The organism is Sanguibacteroides sp. AM78-02pH3A (assembly GCF_027666085.1).
GTDB classification, from domain to species: Bacteria; Bacteroidota; Bacteroidia; order Bacteroidales; family Marinifilaceae; genus Gabonibacter; species Gabonibacter massiliensis.
This window is the reverse complement of record NZ_JAQEHX010000004.1, coordinates 312,718-329,116: the sequence shown is the minus strand read 5'-3', so window position 1 is coordinate 329,116 and position 16,399 is coordinate 312,718. Positions and strand designations below refer to the sequence as shown.

The window sequence follows — 16,399 nt, the reverse complement described above, 5'->3', positions numbered from 1 at the left end:
TACAAAATTATAAAAAAAGAGACGGGTAACGGGTAGTTTTACAAGAATATTCTAAAAATATAAAAACAAATCACACGAAATACATCTATCTATAAAACAATTATTTACACCTTATACTCATCCCCATTGAAAAGAGAGATCAAAAATAGACAACAAATTAATTAAATAGTTTCTTTTTCAATACAAATTAGTACTTTTGTGTTATAAAACTATAAAATCAATACTTATTATTTGTGTGTGGTATGATTAAAATCAATTCTATTTTTCGGAGCGTATTTATGAATAAACCGTTTTTCTGCATTTTCATACTTTGTATGTATACCTCTACTTCTTTCGCTCAAAAAAACACCCCATCCCAAAACGATTATATCCTGATTATTAACAGTTACACGGAAACGACCCCGTGGAGTTCCTCTATCATTGATCCCATCATACGAATGGCTTCCAAGAATCAAAAGTTGGATATATACATCGAACACATGAATATGTTTGTTGTCAACAAGCAGGAGGAATTAAACGAATTTACAGAACTTCTTTTTTCCGAATATTCGGAAAAACGTCCCAAACTTTTAGTCGTGGTAGGGAATTTTGCTTTACTCCTGAAAGACGAAATCCGAAATAAATGGAGAGATATCCCCCTTATCGTTTGTGCGGAACAGGACTACCTTGGAACACCGGAAAATTATTTGAACAAGACCATTATTAAACCCGAAGACAGAGTTTCTCTCGCCTCATTAGCCGGCGAATATAACCTCACGTTACTCTATTCAAGACTATATCCCAAAGAAAATATTGATTTAATGAATGAAATGCTTCCAGATATGCAGAAGCTATTGATTCTCATGGACAAAAGGTATGTCAATCAACAAATTCAATGGGAAATATCCGAAATATTAAAAAAACATTATCCCCGCGTAGAATACAAAACCATATATGCCGAAGAAACAAGCATAAATCAACTTCTCGACACCTTAAAACTGGTAGACAAAGCGACCACGGGAGTCTTATTCTCTTCCTGGTTCCATGCTCAGCAATTTAACAGAAGAACTCTCTTAATGATTAACTCCTTTCAAATCATATCCAACTCTTCCGTTCCCATTTTTACTTTGAGAAACGCCTTCATGAAACACGGGGGAATGATCGGAGGGTATATGTATGACGACACTGATTTTGAAAACAAATTGATAAAAACGATATCCGAAGTCCTAACGGGTACACAACCGAAAGACATTCCCTTTTATTACCCGGTAAAAGCAGCCCCTACGTTCAATTACAACACGTTACTCCTGAAAGGCATATCTCCCGACATTTGTCCTCCCGACAGCGTGTTTTATAACAAACCGGTAACTTTTTGGGAACAATACAAATACCTCCTGATCGGAATAATCGTATTCCTCGTTATTATTTTATTGTTTTTAATCCAACAAGGTCGTATTATCGTCCTGAACAGATTAAAAGAGATGCAGCAAAAAGAGATCGAATACGCCTCCGATTATCTGAATCTCTTCAATAACATGCCAATTCTTTACATGAAAGAGAAGATCATTTTAGACGAGGAAAACAACCCGGTCGATTCCGTCTTTGTTGAAGTAAATCGATTTTTCGAAAAAAGTTTCGGAGATAAAAAAAGCATTATCGGCAAAAAAGTCAGCGAACTGTTCCCCGAGTCCCTCGCCACGTTTATACCGTTCTTTAAAATAGCGATAACAGAAAGAAGAACCATCACGTTCCCCTATTATTTCGAGAGAATCGGCATTTTCTATGACGTGGTTATAAGTTACTCCAACAAGCCGGATACCATCGATATTTTTTGCCTGGACAGCACGGAACTCCATCAGGCTCAAGAAAAAATCAGATCAACGAACCATAAGCTGGCAATGGCTTTGGAAGTAGCCAATATCGTTCCATGGAAATGGAACCTACGTAAAAAAACCATACTCTGCGATGTGAATCGTCCCATAGAGTTAAGCAACGTAAAGCATAATATCAACGAAGATCATCTATCCGTACCGGATTCTCAATATTTTTCCAAAATCATTAAAGAAGACCGCGAAAGAGTCAAAAAAACCTATCAATCTCTGATTGAAGGGAAAATTGACAAGATCAAAGAAGAGTACCGGGTGGTAACTTCCGACCATAACGGGCATCGAATCGACTGGGTCGAAGCACAAGCGACCGTGGATTCCAGGGATGAAAAAGGAGCACCCTTAACATTAGTGGGCTCTTCACTCGTGATCACAGAACGCAAAAAAATGGAGCAAGAGCTGATATCCGCAAAAGACCGGGCCGAAGAATCCAATCGTCTGAAGTCAGCATTTCTGGCAAACATGAGCCACGAGATCCGTACACCTCTGAATGCTATCGTCGGTTTTTCCGGTATATTGGCAACCCTTGAAGAAGAAAAGGAGAAACAGGAATACGTCAATATCATAGAAAACAACAATGAATTGTTACTGCAACTGATCAGCGACATTCTCGATCTTTCCAAGATCGAGGCCGGGACATTAGATTTTATCTATTCGGATATCGAGTTAAACACACTCATGGGCACCTTGGAACAAACTCAATTTTCCAAAATAAACCCGGAAGCCGTTAAATTGCAGTTCGAACCGGGATTGCCCGCGTGTGAAATCAACACGGAAAAAAACAGGCTCACCCAAGTATTGACGAATTTACTCGCGAATGCCATCAAATTTACCACTGCGGGAAGTATTCGATTCGGCTACGAAATTCAGGATAAGTTTCTCTATTTTTATGTATCGGACACGGGCTGCGGAATCGCCAAGGAACAAAAAGAAAAAATATTCGACCGTTTCGTAAAACTCAACACCTTTGCCCAGGGAACGGGACTCGGGCTGTCCATTTGTCAGGTCATCGTTCAGCATATGGGAGGAACTATCGGTGTTGAATCGGAAGAAGGAAAAGGCTCCAAGTTTTGGTTTACCGTTCCCTACCATCCGGTAACGATAAATAAGAAACAGGAACAAACAGTAGAGCCTGTAAAAATAGAAAAGAGTAAATTGACAATCATGGTTGCGGAGGATGATCCGAGCAATTACAAGCTTTTCGAATCGATCCTCCGGTCCGAATACCATATCGTCCATGCTTGGAACGGCAAAGAAGCAGTGGAACTATTCAAAAAACACCATCCTAACATCATCCTCATGGACATTAACATGCCTGAAATGAACGGTTACGATGCGACACGCGAAATCCGTAAATTATCCACACAAGTTCCGATCATTGCGGTGACCGCTTTTGCTTACGCTTCCGACGAACAAAAGATCATGTCGAACGGTTTCGACGGCTATATGGCAAAACCGATTAATGCCAAACAGTTGAAATCACAATTAACAAGCATTTTACAGGAGAGAATCATATTTTTATAGATACCCGATATTTTTTAACACCGTATCCTAAAACGAACAGAATGAAAAAGAAAAACAAAATACCGCAGAAACTCACCCGGCAAATATTTTTCCAATATACGCTACCGATGATGTGTATATTACTCCTGTGGAATGAATACGGAGAGATGAAACTATCCTGGTCATACCTTTTTTTATTCATTATCGAATTTATCGTCGGGACAGGCATCGCTTATATACTGGCTGTCAGTTGGGCAAATCAAATCTCCAGAAGATATTTACCCAAAAAATAATACATCCACGTTAAGTCTATTCTTTACAAACGATCCATTCAATCAGGTTTACGAAACAAGTAATACCCTATAATAATAACAGTCGTTAACGCCTCCGACAACGGCATAGATAACCAGATTCCGACAATACCCATCCACTCCGGCAAAAATATAAAACTCAGGACAAGAAATACAAAACCGCGTAACAAAGCGAACAAGGTTGCGGGTTTCACTCTCTCGAGACTCTGATAATAACCGATCGAAGCCAAATTGACAATAAAACATATAAATCCCATGGCGAAATACGGAAACCCTTCCATGGCAATACGGGCAGCCGCATTATCGGAATTAAGAAAAAATCCGACCAACACGTGCGGGTAAAATATAAACACGCACATAACTATCAAGCCACAGACAACCGCCGTGACAAGAGAAATTTTCCCGGCCAATACAACCCGCCCCACATTCCCCATACCAAAATTATAACTGATGATAGGTTGCGCCGATTGGGCAATAGCATTACCAACCATAAACACGAAAGGAGCATAATAACAGGCAATGCCGAATGCCCCTACTCCATCGTCCCCCAAATAATGCATAAATACCTGATTCCCCGTAAACATAAGCATTGCCAAGGTTGCTTCTCCCAATAAAGAGGAAAAACCGATACGGCATTGATAACCGATGTTCCGCAAAGAGAGCCGTAAACTTTTACGACTTCGTTTGACAGGATACAACCGTAAATGACGTGCAAAAAACAGTAAATAAGAGATCGCTATAAGACCGCCTACCGTGATGCTTATTGCCGTGGCAAAAGCGGCTCCCATTACTCCCCATCCCAAAGGAAAGATGAATAACCAGTCCAAAACGACATTAACCAAAGCCGAGATGACACTACACCACATGGCTAATTCAGGAGCTCCGTCCAGCCGGATAACAAACAAAGAAACAGCTATCCACATTTGAAAAACCAACGACGGGACGAACCATAACAAATAATCCGTCACCATCGGCAACAAATGGTCGGACGAACCGAGCAAATAAGCTGTTTGTCGCGGAAAAATCAGGATCAGCACGGAAGGCACCAAGGTAGCGATCGTTACGAATAACAGGGCTTGGGTTACATTCAATCGGGCTGCCTTCACTTTGCCTTTCGACAAATGAATGGAAGCAACAACCGAACTTCCGACCCCTGCCATAAGACCTACCCCCGTAAAAAGCATCAACATGGGTATACAAATATTGACAGCAGCGATTCCGTCACTCCCCACGCCTTGCCCAACAAAAATTCCATCTGCAACAGTAACCGCCGACATACTGAGCATCCCCAATAAGGTAGGTATAAACAACCTGCCGAATAATGTCGAAATTTTCAATGTCTCCAAATTCATAGCATCTCTTTCCATACTTCTATTGACTTTAGTTACTGTCTACCCGCCCGGAGCACATAAAAATACCGGATAAGTCGATTGGTTTTACCCAGTCACCTTATCCGGCATTCTATTATGCCCTCCGATGAGGATTACAAAACTCTCTTTGGTTTTATATCGGATGCAAAGGTAAGAGTTTTCTCCGATTGTCCAATATTTTGAAATATTTCCATCCACTTCCATACAGAAAAAGTTATCTTATACCCGTAAAAAGAGAGCCTCAATAAGCAGGTAAGCATATAAAAGTAAATCGTACTTGTAATATTACCTGCCACACTCTATCTTTACAACAAAAGACAAGGAACCAACAGGTATCAATTAGCGTAATAAGAAACAAAAAACAAAATATAGAAATAACATGAAAGTATTATTGATTAACGGTAGTCCAAAAAAGAACGGGAATACCTTTATCGCATTATCCGAGGTCGCTTCCGCCTTAAAAGCGGCTGACATCGAAACGGAAATCGTTTCCATCGGAACCAAAGCCGTACAAGGTTGCATTGCCTGCAATAAATGTAAGGAATTAGGCAGATGCGTATTCAAAGATGAACTGTATAACAGTATTAGGGCAAAACTCGGAGAAGCAGACGGAATCGTTATCGGATCTCCAACCTACTATGCCGGCCCTAACGGTTCTTTATGCGCCCTATTAGACCGCTTGTTCTATTCTTGCGGCGATCTGTTGCAATACAAACCCTCTGCCTCCGTCGCAGTCTGCCGTCGCGGAGGAGCAAGCGCCACCTATGACCGTTTAAATAAATACTTCACTATAAACAATATGCCTGTAGTCTCTTCTCAATATTGGAATAGCGTTCATGGTATGTTGCCCGGAGAAGCCTCTCTGGATGCGGAAGGTCTGCAAACCATGAGGACACTGGGAAATAACATGGCCTGGCTACTTAAAAGTATTGAAAACGGGAAACAGGAGATACCGAAAAAAGAACCCGCGATAATGACCAATTTTATACGATAAAACAATACGATCGACCCCTTGTAAACAAAAAGTTTACAAGGGGTCGATCGTATAATGTGATCCGGTTGGGATTCGAACCCAAGACCTACGGCTTAGAAGGCCGTTGCTCTATCCAGCTGAGCTACCGAACCGTTGTCGTTTCTATTTTGACGGTGCAAATATAGGGGTTTTCAAGATAAATACAAATTTTGCCGAATGCTTTTTCATAAAAAATAATAGATGCAAAATAATCCTTTATTTACTAACCTATTAATGGTTCGAAACGTAATATTAGAAATAATTGTGATTTTGCAAAAAAGAAATAAAAGCAGTACATTTGAATACATATTAATGACATATTAAAATCAAAAACAATGGCAAAAATAACATTACAAGGACACAGTATCAACACGAAAGGAAACCTACCCGCAGTAGGTACGGTCGCTCCTGAATTTTCATTGGTTAAAACGGATCTATCGGAACTTTCTTCAGATAGTTTAAAAGGCAAACGGATCGTATTGAATATATTCCCCAGTTTGGATACAAGCGTATGCGCCACCTCTGTCCGCACCTTTAACAAATTGGCAGCCGAAATGAACAACACCGTCGTTTTGGCGATTTCTAAAGACCTTCCGTTTGCTCACGCCCGTTTCTGCACGACGGAAGGTATCGATAAGGTTATTCCGCTTTCTGCATTCAGAAATTGTTGCTTCGGTAACAAATACGGAGTTGAAATGACCGATGGCCCTTTGGCCGGTCTCTTAGCCCGCGCAGTAGTAATCATCGATGAAAACGGAAAAATCATATACGAAGAGTTAGTACCCGAAATCGCTCAGGAACCCAATTACGATAAGGCATTGGCAAGTTTAAAATAAATTTCGAAAAAAAATACTGACATGCGGGACCTGCGAATCATTCACATGTCCCGCATTCATTTTCGACATATCGAAACAAAAAAAAACGAGTAAACGGAAGCATATGTATAATCAATGCACTGTTTTTAATCCTATAACCCCTATCAGTATCAATGATACAAACAGAAGCCTGAGTAAATTTACGGCATCCTGAAAAAAGAGGATCCCCATAACGATGGTCCCCACAGCACCAATCCCCGTCCAGATCACATAAGCAGTACCTATAGGAATTGTCTTTTGTGCCAGATAGAGAAAAAATCCGCTCGCTCCCATCGAAATAACAGAGAAAGCGATGAAAAAACAGAAATATTTTTCATACGTACTCGCTAATTTAAATCCCAAAGGCCATCCTATTTCTAATAGTCCGGCTACTAATAATAACATCCATGCCATATCCGACCCATTAATATTTCAGCAAAGTTACTGGATTAACGGAGGAAAGGAATTGATAAAAATCAATTAAATATAAAACAGTTATATTTGCAATACAAAACGGTCGTACATGAACATAAACTCATTTTCCAAGGCCATAGAAGATAAGCTCAAGCTTATAGGAGAAGAGATTTCCCACCCCAAAGGATATATCCTATTCAATAGCAACAGGGTAGAACGCAACATATACATCATACGACAAGGTATTGCAAGAGCTTTTATTGAAGCTGACGGGAAAGAAATTACGATCTGGTTCGGGCAAGAACACGATATAATTCTGTCTGCCAACGGGTACGTGGACGGAAAAAGCGGATACGAGACAATGGAACTATTAGAAGATTCCGTTTTATTTAAAATAAATCTGATTTCGTTAGCTAAGCTGTATCAATCAGATATTGAAATGTGTAACTGGGCACGCCAGTTGATCGAAAAAGAGTTTGTTCGTACAGAACACCATCTCATTTCCATTTTATCTCAACCCGCATCAGATCGCTACTCGCAACTTTTACATGAAAAACCTGAAATATTACAACGGGTACAATTACGACATATTGCCTCTTATTTAGGTATAACATCCGAACATCTAAGCCGAATACGCGCTAAGAAATTCTGATTCAATCAACCTGAAGCCTTAGAAAAGCGGTGATTTATTCACCGCTTTTCTTATCTGTTCCTTATCTCTTCAACAACCATTTCTATCGCTTTCATCGTCGCTTTTCCGATATTCCGTTCACGGGTAAAGGAAAAGGTATACTTCCGTGCAATCGTTTTTTCCGGAGTCGCTAATCCGATCCAGACCGTACCTACCGGTTTTTCCGGAGTTCCTCCGGTCGGACCGGCTATTCCCGAAGTAGAAACGGCATAATCCGTTTCCATAAGACGACGTACGCCTTCCGCCATCTGCACCACGACCTGTTCGCTAACAGCCCCGTAAGCATCAATAGTATGAGGATCGACTCCTAACACCCGCTCCTTTACCTCGTTGGCATAAGCTACAACGCACCCTTTAAAATAAGCCAACGCTCCGGCAACTGACGTAATCTGTTGGGCTATATTTCCTCCCGTACAACTTTCCGCGGTAGCAATAGTCTTTCCCTTTATTAACAGTAATTCTCCCAACTCTCTCTCCATACAATCTTCTTCTCCGATCGTAAAGCGTAATCCTTGTAACACCTCTTTTAAAGTCTCAAAAAAAAGATCCAGATTATATACTCCCTCTCCCTTGGCCGTCAAACGCAATTTAATAAAGCCGGGAGAGGGTAAATAAGCTAATCCCAACCCTTTCGGCAACTTTTCCTCCCAGCTTTCCAAACGAATCGCCAGCTCCGATTCCGGAATATCGTACACCTTCAGCATTCTGTATTCCAGCATTAAATGAGGATACCTTTTCCTCAATTCCGGAATAACAGTACGGGTCATCAGGTCCTCCATTTCAAAAGGAACTCCAGGCAACGAGATCAAAACTTTGCGGTCCCGCTCAAACCACATCCCGGAAGCGGTCCCCTTATGATTAAGCAATATTTTACAATTTTCGGGCAAAAAAGCCTGCCCTCTATTATTTTCATTCATCCTCATCCCCCCGTTTCGCAATAATTTCTCGATCCAGGAGTAAACCTCTTCATTCAACACCAGACGCGTATCGAAATACTCTGCCAACACCTTTTTGGTAACATCATCTTTCGTCGGCCCCAGTCCGCCTGTAACGACGACTAACTCTGCATGCCGCATCGCGTAATCGATCCATTCCCTGATCTTATCCCCCTGATCGGGAACAGACAATATATCCACCACCTCCGCTCCAAGACGGGTCAACTGTTTCGCAATATATTGCGAATTGGTATCTAATATCTGTCCCAACAAAATCTCATCCCCGATAGTAATAACAATTGCATCCATATGATTTGAAATTTGAAAACAAATCGGACCTTATCCGTTCTGTTTATATTATACATTATCGTTTATTTTTGAAATCGCATCAATCCTTTTTAAAAGCGAGGGATGCGAATAATAGACAAATTCGTATAACGGATGAGGTGTCAAATTACTCAACGCTTTCACCGATATTTTCTTTAAACCGGAAATCAATTCATTTCCATTATAACTTACGGCAGCATAAGCATCCGCCTCGTACTCGTTCTTACGCGACCAGCTATTCATGGCAATCCCTAAAACCGTGCTGATTGGAGAATAGAGAATAGCAAATGCGACTAACCCTAATTGAAAATAAGCCCGGTCTCCCCCAAGGGCCAGGGACAAAGAAGTATTATTCACGAAAAAAGAAAAAAGTCCCAGCATAACTCCCATCTCCAAAACGGATACGAACATACCCTTTAAGGTATGTCTCTTTTTATAATGTCCTATCTCATGAGCCAACACGGCCACGATCTCTTCTTCTGTCAATTCTTTGATCAACGTATCATACAAAACGACCCTTTTTTTGGGACCGACACCTGTAAAATAGGCATTGGCTTTCGTGGAACGTTTCGATCCGTCGATCACGTAAATATTATCCAATTTAAACCCTACCCTTTCAGCATACGATTGGATCTTATCCCGCAAGCCTCCCTCTTCCAACGGAGTTTGTTTATTAAACAACGGAACAATTAACTGAGAATAAAACAAAGACATAAATAAAGAGAAGAGAGTAATACCCCCCCAGGCATACAACCAGAAATATACTCCGGCCCACGTGTAGAACCAGGTAATCAAAACCAACACGACTCCTCCCATTAACAGTGAAATACATATTCCTTTTAATTTATCCGTCCAAAAAAGAGTTTTTGTAGAAGTATTAAAACCATATTTCTCTTCGATCTTGAAGGTTGCATAATAATCAAAAGGAATATCCAATACCGAGGCTACCAAAGACACTCCCAATATAAATATAGCCGTCTGTCCTATGACGCTCCCCGTCAGGGATACTACCCAACCGTTATACCACCCGAAACCGCCTAATACCAAAAAAGAGATCATAACTACAAAATCGAATACCGAACTCCAGAAATCCAGCCGGCCGTTCTGCCGTTTATAATCCTGAAAAGAACGGTATTCCGTTTCGTTGTATATTCCGATCAAAGCTTTTGGCAAACAAGGAGACATATGTTTCAGATTCAGGTATTCCAACCCTCTCTCCCACACAAAATCAAAACAAAGAAAAAGTACAATTATTAAAAATATCAAATCAGACGTCATATCCTTGTATTTTAATCGATAGACAAAGGTATACAAAATAACCCGATTTATTATCCGGGATTTCAGTTTTACCCCTCCCTTACGAGATCTTATTTAAACCATCGGACGAAAACTCTTTTTCGTTCATTTTATCCGGGAAACAGTTGGACTTCTCGTTTATTAATTTTAATTTCGTTGCCGAATTAGAGAAATTTTTCCGTTATGGAAATCTAAAATACAAAAACACTTTAAACCATAAACGATCATGGCAGATTTCAAGTATCAAGAACCGTTTCCAATACAAAAAGATTGCACGGAATACCGTCTGTTAACCAAAAATTACGTAAAAACCGTAGAGGTAGAAGGACGAAAAATATTAAAAATTGAAAAAGAGGGCTTGGAACTGTTGGCCCGCGAAGCCTATGCCGACGTCTCTTTTTACTTACGTGCTTCTCATTTACAAAAATTAGCCGATATCCTAAAAGACCCGGAAGCTACCGACAATGATAAATTCGTAGCCCACACGATGCTATTGAATCAGGTCGTTTCGGCGGAAGGAGAACTTCCGACTTGTCAAGATACGGGAACAGCCATCGCTATCGGTAAAAAAGGAGAAAACGTATGGACCGGGTGTAACGATGCCGAAGCTATCAGCAAAGGGGTATTTGAAACATACAGGGACAGGAACCTACGCTATTCTCAAGTGGTTCCCTTCACGATGACCGAAGAAAAAAATACCGGTACTAATTTACCGGCACAAATCGACATCTACTCCACGCAAGGCAATAAATACGAATTTCTGTTTATAACCAAAGGAGGGGGATCTGCCAACAAAACGTTCCTGTACCAACAGACGAAAGCTCTATTGAATGAAGAGACACTGACCACGTTCATCAAGGAAAAGGTAAAAGACTTGGGAACATCGGCATGTCCTCCTTACCACCTTGCTGTTGTCATCGGCGGAACTTCTGCCGAGGCTTGCCTTGCCACGGTGAAAAAAGCATCTGCCGGATATTACGATAATCTTCCGACACAAGGAAACGAGGGAGGTCAGGCCTTCCGAGATTTGGAATGGGAAGCCAAAATCCAGAAAATATGTCAGGATATGGGTATCGGTGCTCAATTCGGCGGAAAATATTGGGTACACGACGTACGGGTAATCCGTCTTCCCCGCCATGCCGCATCCTGTCCCGTGGGTATCGGAGTAAGTTGCAGTGCAGACCGGAATATCAAGGCTAAAATTACGGAAGAGGGTATTTTCCTGGAACAACTGGAAAAAAATCCAGCCCGTTTCTTACCGGCTGAAGCCCCCCATCTGGCCCCCGCGGTAAACATCGATTTGGATCAGCCGATGGAAAATATTTTAAAAGAGCTTAGCAAATACCCGATTAAAACCCGTCTAAACCTATCCGGAACCCTGATCGTGGCACGCGATATCGCCCATGCCCGTATCAAAGCAATGATCGATGAGGGCAAACCCATGCCCGAATATTTCAAAAAACACCCGATCTACTACGCGGGACCGGCTAAAACTCCCAAAGGAATGGCTTCCGGTAGTTTCGGACCTACCACGGCAGGCCGCATGGACCCTTATGTGGATCTGTTCCAAGACCACGGAGCCTCTATGATCATGGTTGCCAAAGGAAATCGTTCACAAGCCGTCACTGACGCCTGTAAGAAGCACGGAGGTTTCTACCTCGGTTCCATCGGCGGCCCGGCGGCCATTTTAGCAAAAGAGAGCATCAAATCCGTCGAAATCGTCGATTTTGAAGAACTCGGCATGGAAGCCGTTCGCAAAATCCGGGTGGAAAACTTCCCTGCCTTCATCATTGTAGACGACAAAGGAAATGATTTTTTCGCAGAGTGGTCACATTGACAATTGTAGATTAGGTGATTAGAGAATACCACTTACAATCTAAAGCTTATAGATAAAAATGCTGTTCTATCACCGAACAGCATTTTTATTATTTCGCTTACCTTCTTTTGTTTTCAGTTGTTCTTAAAAAAATCTCACCAAAGCTTTTGAAAGCTAAGGTGAGAATTACACAAGATAAAAATCTCTTTATTCTTCCACAGGCTCAAAATCTTCCTTGCCTACCCCGCATAAAGGACAAACCCAATCATCGGGAAGATCTTCAAATGCCGTTCCGGGTGCTATACCACTATCCGGATCCCCTTCCGCAGGATCGTAAATGTAACTGCATACAGTGCAAATGTACTTTTTCATAACGCTTTTCTTTTATAAGGTTTCTACTATGGATAGTTAACTATCCGTTTGCTAATTTAAAAATTTTTTTATCCAATTCACTTTATACGGCGGATAGCGTAAAGGGATATCCATCCAGGAAAAAGAACGTAGGATTGCCCGACGATTACTGAATAATTCAAAACTGGCTTTCCCGTGATATTTTCCCATTCCGCTTCTCCCGACTCCACCGAAAGGTAAACGAGCATTAGCCAAATGCATAATCGTATCGTTAATACATCCACCCCCGGAAGATGTCGAACCCACTACCTGTTTTCCTTCCTTTACATTACCAAAATAATACAAAGCCAAAGGCTTATCCCGCTTGTTGACAAATTCAATGGCCTCTCTTATATGTTCGTATCCGATAATCGGCAATAAAGGACCGAATATCTCTTCCTGCATAATCGGACTATCCGGCTCTATCTCATCTAATAATGTCGGGGCAATATACCTATCAACTATACTATATTCTCCTCCGTGTATAACTTTTCCCGAAGAGTGCATCAAATTAATCAATCTCTTTGTCCCGGCTTCATGTACTATTCTACCGTAGTCCGGACTATTTTTCGGTTCTTCTCCCCAAAAAGAGAAAACAGCCGATTTCATTTGTGTTATAAACTCATTTTTCAAATGACTGGGGATCAATACATAATCCGGAGCAACACAGGTTTGTCCCGCATTCAAAAATTTTCCCCAGGCAATCCGGCGAGCCGTTAATCTCATATTACATCCTTCTCCTACAATACAAGGACTCTTTCCCCCTAACTCCAGCGTAACAGGAATTAATTGCTTTGCAGCAGCTTCCATCACTTTTTGTCCAAAACGAATCCCACCCGTAAAAAAAATATAGTCGAAACGTTCTTTCAACAAAGCTTCCACCTCTTCCTCCCCTCCATTAAATACAGAAACGTATTCCTGTCGAAATACCCCGTTTAGAATCCGAGAAATCACTTTCGAGACGGCAGGAGCATAAGGCGAAGGTTTTAATACCGCCACATTTCCGGCAGCAATAGCCCCGATCAAAGGCATCATCAACAACTGAAACGGATAATTCCATGGGGCAATAATCAATACGATTCCGTAAGGTTCAAACAGTATTCTACCCCGCGAAGGAAATAAAAACAATGGAGTGCTTACCTTCCGCTCTCTGCTCCATCGACGTAAATTCCTTATACAATCTCGGATTTCATTTAAAACAATTCCGGTTTCCGTAAGATAACCCTCTCCTTCCGATTTATGTAAATCGTTCCACAAGGCGCGGCTTATCTCATGCTCATTTTCTATGATCATTTTCTTCAAGCGTCGTAACGCCTCTACCCTGAAATTAAGATCACGCGTGACACCGGTTGCATAATATGCCCTCTTACTCTCTATTTGAATCCGTTCTTCTGTCATCATAACTGATTTCGTCTTTAAATTATACGGATCTTATTTAACAAAGATATGATTTCAAAAGTTTTTTTACATAAAATACCCTGTTTTTTTACTTTGACAACAAAAAACTTTTTCCACGCGTTATCGTTACAGTTAAAAATAGATAAAGAGTTTTGAATGTAAAAGCCCTTTACACTTAATTGAGAATTAATGAATAATCCATGAAAATAGGAGCTTTGTTCGCTTTACTAAGCGTAATTACCTGGTCCGTCAATAGTGTCATCACCCGGTATTGCCTGCTAAACTATGATATTAACATACTTGTGTTTACATCACTACAAATATTTTCCGGGGGAGTAGCATTACTTATTATCCGGGAACCGGTCACCACGCAAAATTGGAAATCCGGAGTCAAATACTCTTGGTTGTACACTTGGCTACAAATTTTCCGGAATTTCTTTTTAGCAGCCATTTATCTATATATCAGCAGTACCGAAACCAGCCTGCTGATCAATTTGGAAGTAATTATCACGACCATTTTGACCTATCTTTTATTCAAACGCAAACCTCATGGCTGCGATATCATCGGCATGCTGGTTATCCTCACCGGAATCGTTCTTTTTCTCCTGTCTCTTCCCGAAGCCATTCGAGGAAAAATAGCAATACTTGTTGTTTTGGCAGCTTTTGCCAGTTGTATCCGGGCTGTAATCGTAGAAAAGACGACCATCATGAGTCCCAACACGACCACACGTCAAAAATGCAGTATATCCGGTTATACGATGTTTTGGGGCGGATTTTCGGTTATTTGCATATTAAGCGGAATCGCTTTATTCGAGCATTTCTTCGCGAAAGATTTAATAGACCTCCCCTTATCTACTCTTTACCTGCCCAAAATAAAAGATATCATTAATCCGGCAGGCCTCATAAGCGCATGTCTCACCGGCCTTCTAATCACATCACTTTCCACTTACTTATACTATGCAACCCTACAATCCGCAACGGCCGAAACCTTTATGACTTTCAGAGCTTTTCAGCCCATGCTCACCTATGGTTTAGAAGTTTGGGCCACTATTTATTATTTCGCCATGCGTCCGGATTTAAACACAAAGGATTTTATTTTGGCCGGGGTCATTATTTTCGGATCATTTTTAATCCTGATCATGCCCCCCAAACGGGATCAAAAGCAATATATGACAAATTGAAAAACTGTATAACGACGATAGCAAAATAAAAGAAGTGCTCATCGACGATCTCGAATTTTTAATTTCCAATTTAAAAACGACAAGATCAGACCTTAAATACGAATCAATTTACAAATAAAAGATTCTGAGATTACGTGATGAAGTGATTTACAATAAAATCAAGTATCTCCTGTTTTTGGGAGGGATGAAACCAAGTGATGCTTGTATCCCGGCGAAACCAAGACAATTGTTTTTTGGCATAACGACGAGTATTCCGTTTGATCAGACGAACGGCTTCTCCCCGATCGGTTTTTCCATCGAAAAAATCAAATAACTCTTTGTATCCTACCGTATTCAACGCATTTAAGTGCCTTAAAGGATACAACGAGCGAGCCTCCTCTTCCAAGCCCTGTCTAAACATTTCGTCGACCCGGGCATTAATGCGGGCATATAATTCATCCTTATCCCTATTTAGTCCTATCTTTATAATGGAGAAATCCCGTTCTTTCCGAATTCCGGTACGTAACGAAGAATAAGACTTGCCCGTCGTCAAACAGATCTCGACGGCATGCATCACCCGCTTTGCATTTTTCAGATCGACCATACCGTAAAAAACGGGATCCAATCTTTTCAACAAGAGTCGCATAAATTCCAGTCCCTTTTCCTGAAACATCTGCATAACCGATTGCCGCACCTCCGGGTCCACATCAGGAATCTCATCTATTCCCTGGCACACAGCATCGATATACATCATAGAGCCCCCTGTCATAACAACAACGTCTCTCTCCAAGAAAAGCTCTTTTATCCGGCACAAAGCCTGTTGTTCGAATTCCCAACAATTAAAATAATCTTTTACAGAAACAGACTGGACAAAAAAATGAGGAACCGCCGCCAATTGCTCTTGATCGGGCACGGCAGTTCCAATATGCATCTCCCTAAATAATTGCCGGGAATCACACGAAATAATAGCCGTTTGAAAATAAGTCGCCAGCTCTATACTCAGATCGGTTTTTCCCACCCCGGTCGGTCCGAGTAACACTAACAACGTTTTCTTCAT

14 protein-coding genes and 1 tRNA gene are annotated in these 16,399 nt (G+C 41.1%); 7 read left to right on the top strand and 8 right to left on the bottom strand.

What is annotated here, in order from left to right; genetic code table 11:
* Positions 1-242: 242 nt before the first annotated feature.
* Together PGR74_RS08575 and PGR74_RS08570 are read left to right on the top strand one after the other, a co-directional pair.
* Entirely contained in the window at positions 243-3,389 is a 3,147-nt protein-coding gene (locus PGR74_RS08575) for a response regulator (protein WP_394341856.1), read from the top strand.
* A 41-nt stretch (positions 3,390-3,430) separates the two neighbouring features.
* The gene (locus PGR74_RS08570; RefSeq protein WP_041502001.1) at positions 3,431-3,661 is read left to right on the top strand and encodes a hypothetical protein; all 231 of its coding nucleotides are present in this window, start codon (positions 3,431-3,433) and stop codon (positions 3,659-3,661) included.
* Positions 3,662-3,699: 38 nt separating this feature from the next.
* On the opposite strand, the gene PGR74_RS08565 is transcribed toward PGR74_RS08570, so the two are convergent.
* Complete coding sequence (locus PGR74_RS08565; RefSeq protein WP_041505426.1) at positions 3,700-5,046, bottom strand: MATE family efflux transporter; 1,347 nt, start codon at positions 5,044-5,046, stop codon at positions 3,700-3,702.
* Positions 5,047-5,428: 382 nt separating this feature from the next.
* Between PGR74_RS08565 and PGR74_RS08560 the strand changes: the two genes are divergently transcribed.
* Positions 5,429-6,043, top strand: coding sequence for a flavodoxin family protein (locus PGR74_RS08560; RefSeq protein WP_041502003.1), 615 nt, complete (start codon positions 5,429-5,431; stop codon positions 6,041-6,043).
* Positions 6,044-6,100: 57 nt separating this feature from the next.
* Here PGR74_RS08560 and PGR74_RS08555 read toward each other — a convergent pair.
* Positions 6,101-6,174, bottom strand: a tRNA-Arg gene (locus PGR74_RS08555).
* 222 nt (positions 6,175-6,396) lie between these two features.
* Here PGR74_RS08555 and tpx point away from each other — a divergent pair.
* Entirely contained in the window at positions 6,397-6,897 is a 501-nt protein-coding gene (gene tpx, locus PGR74_RS08550; protein WP_270516913.1) for a thiol peroxidase, read from the top strand.
* A gap of 111 nt (positions 6,898-7,008) precedes the next feature.
* On the opposite strand, the gene PGR74_RS08545 is transcribed toward tpx, so the two are convergent.
* A complete protein-coding gene (locus PGR74_RS08545; protein ID WP_041502005.1) occupies positions 7,009-7,329 on the bottom strand; it encodes a DMT family transporter in 321 nt (106 codons plus the stop codon).
* A gap of 109 nt (positions 7,330-7,438) precedes the next feature.
* Here PGR74_RS08545 and PGR74_RS08540 point away from each other — a divergent pair, with 109 nt between their 5' ends.
* Positions 7,439-7,981 (top strand): Crp/Fnr family transcriptional regulator, encoded by a 543-nt coding sequence (locus PGR74_RS08540; protein ID WP_041502006.1) that lies wholly within the window; start codon positions 7,439-7,441, stop codon positions 7,979-7,981.
* Positions 7,982-8,031: 50 nt separating this feature from the next.
* On the opposite strand, the gene PGR74_RS08535 is transcribed toward PGR74_RS08540, so the two are convergent.
* Both PGR74_RS08535 and PGR74_RS08530 read right to left on the bottom strand, forming a co-directional pair.
* Positions 8,032-9,264, bottom strand: coding sequence for a competence/damage-inducible protein A (locus PGR74_RS08535; protein WP_270516912.1), 1,233 nt, complete (start codon positions 9,262-9,264; stop codon positions 8,032-8,034).
* Between the two features lie 48 nt (positions 9,265-9,312).
* On the bottom strand, positions 9,313-10,560 hold the full coding sequence (locus PGR74_RS08530; protein ID WP_041502008.1) for a M48 family metallopeptidase: 1,248 nt from the start codon (positions 10,558-10,560) through the stop codon (positions 9,313-9,315).
* 244 nt (positions 10,561-10,804) lie between these two features.
* Between PGR74_RS08530 and PGR74_RS08525 the strand changes: the two genes are divergently transcribed.
* Positions 10,805-12,415 (top strand): fumarate hydratase, encoded by a 1,611-nt coding sequence (locus PGR74_RS08525; protein ID WP_041502009.1) that lies wholly within the window; start codon positions 10,805-10,807, stop codon positions 12,413-12,415.
* 186 nt (positions 12,416-12,601) lie between these two features.
* Here the strand turns inward: PGR74_RS08525 and rd are convergent, their stop codons facing one another.
* Both rd and PGR74_RS08515 read right to left on the bottom strand, forming a co-directional pair.
* Entirely contained in the window at positions 12,602-12,766 is a 165-nt protein-coding gene (rd, locus tag PGR74_RS08520) for a rubredoxin (protein ID WP_070807446.1), read from the bottom strand.
* Positions 12,767-12,817: 51 nt separating this feature from the next.
* Positions 12,818-14,185, bottom strand: a complete 1,368-nt coding sequence (locus PGR74_RS08515; RefSeq protein ID WP_082027559.1) for an aldehyde dehydrogenase — start codon at positions 14,183-14,185, stop codon at positions 12,818-12,820.
* A 197-nt stretch (positions 14,186-14,382) separates the two neighbouring features.
* Between PGR74_RS08515 and PGR74_RS08510 the strand changes: the two genes are divergently transcribed.
* Positions 14,383-15,363: a DMT family transporter gene (locus PGR74_RS08510; RefSeq protein WP_270516911.1), complete on the top strand. Its 981-nt coding sequence runs from the start codon at positions 14,383-14,385 to the stop codon at positions 15,361-15,363.
* 130 nt (positions 15,364-15,493) lie between these two features.
* Here the strand turns inward: PGR74_RS08510 and miaA are convergent, their stop codons facing one another.
* Entirely contained in the window at positions 15,494-16,399 is a 906-nt protein-coding gene (gene miaA, locus PGR74_RS08505; protein WP_270516910.1) for a tRNA (adenosine(37)-N6)-dimethylallyltransferase MiaA, read from the bottom strand.

What these genes read in the sequence shown, in the direction of transcription:
- PGR74_RS08575 (WP_394341856.1), top strand. Translation starts at nt 243, where the DNA reads ATGATTAAAATCAATTCTATTTTTCGGAGCGTATTTATGAATAAACCG.
- PGR74_RS08570 (WP_041502001.1), top strand. Translation starts at nt 3,431, where the DNA reads ATGAAAAAGAAAAACAAAATACCGCAGAAACTCACCCGGCAAATATTT.
- PGR74_RS08565 (WP_041505426.1), bottom strand. Translation starts at nt 5,046, where the DNA reads ATGGAAAGAGATGCTATGAATTTGGAGACATTGAAAATTTCGACATTA.
- PGR74_RS08560 (WP_041502003.1), top strand. Translation starts at nt 5,429, where the DNA reads ATGAAAGTATTATTGATTAACGGTAGTCCAAAAAAGAACGGGAATACC.
- tpx (WP_270516913.1), top strand. Translation starts at nt 6,397, where the DNA reads ATGGCAAAAATAACATTACAAGGACACAGTATCAACACGAAAGGAAAC.
- PGR74_RS08545 (WP_041502005.1), bottom strand. Translation starts at nt 7,329, where the DNA reads ATGGCATGGATGTTATTATTAGTAGCCGGACTATTAGAAATAGGATGG.
- PGR74_RS08540 (WP_041502006.1), top strand. Translation starts at nt 7,439, where the DNA reads ATGAACATAAACTCATTTTCCAAGGCCATAGAAGATAAGCTCAAGCTT.
- PGR74_RS08535 (WP_270516912.1), bottom strand. Translation starts at nt 9,264, where the DNA reads ATGGATGCAATTGTTATTACTATCGGGGATGAGATTTTGTTGGGACAG.
- PGR74_RS08530 (WP_041502008.1), bottom strand. Translation starts at nt 10,560, where the DNA reads ATGACGTCTGATTTGATATTTTTAATAATTGTACTTTTTCTTTGTTTT.
- PGR74_RS08525 (WP_041502009.1), top strand. Translation starts at nt 10,805, where the DNA reads ATGGCAGATTTCAAGTATCAAGAACCGTTTCCAATACAAAAAGATTGC.
- rd (WP_070807446.1), bottom strand. Translation starts at nt 12,766, where the DNA reads ATGAAAAAGTACATTTGCACTGTATGCAGTTACATTTACGATCCTGCG.
- PGR74_RS08515 (WP_082027559.1), bottom strand. Translation starts at nt 14,185, where the DNA reads ATGATGACAGAAGAACGGATTCAAATAGAGAGTAAGAGGGCATATTAT.
- PGR74_RS08510 (WP_270516911.1), top strand. Translation starts at nt 14,383, where the DNA reads ATGAAAATAGGAGCTTTGTTCGCTTTACTAAGCGTAATTACCTGGTCC.
- miaA (WP_270516910.1), bottom strand. Translation starts at nt 16,399, where the DNA reads ATGAAGAAAACGTTGTTAGTGTTACTCGGACCGACCGGGGTGGGAAAA.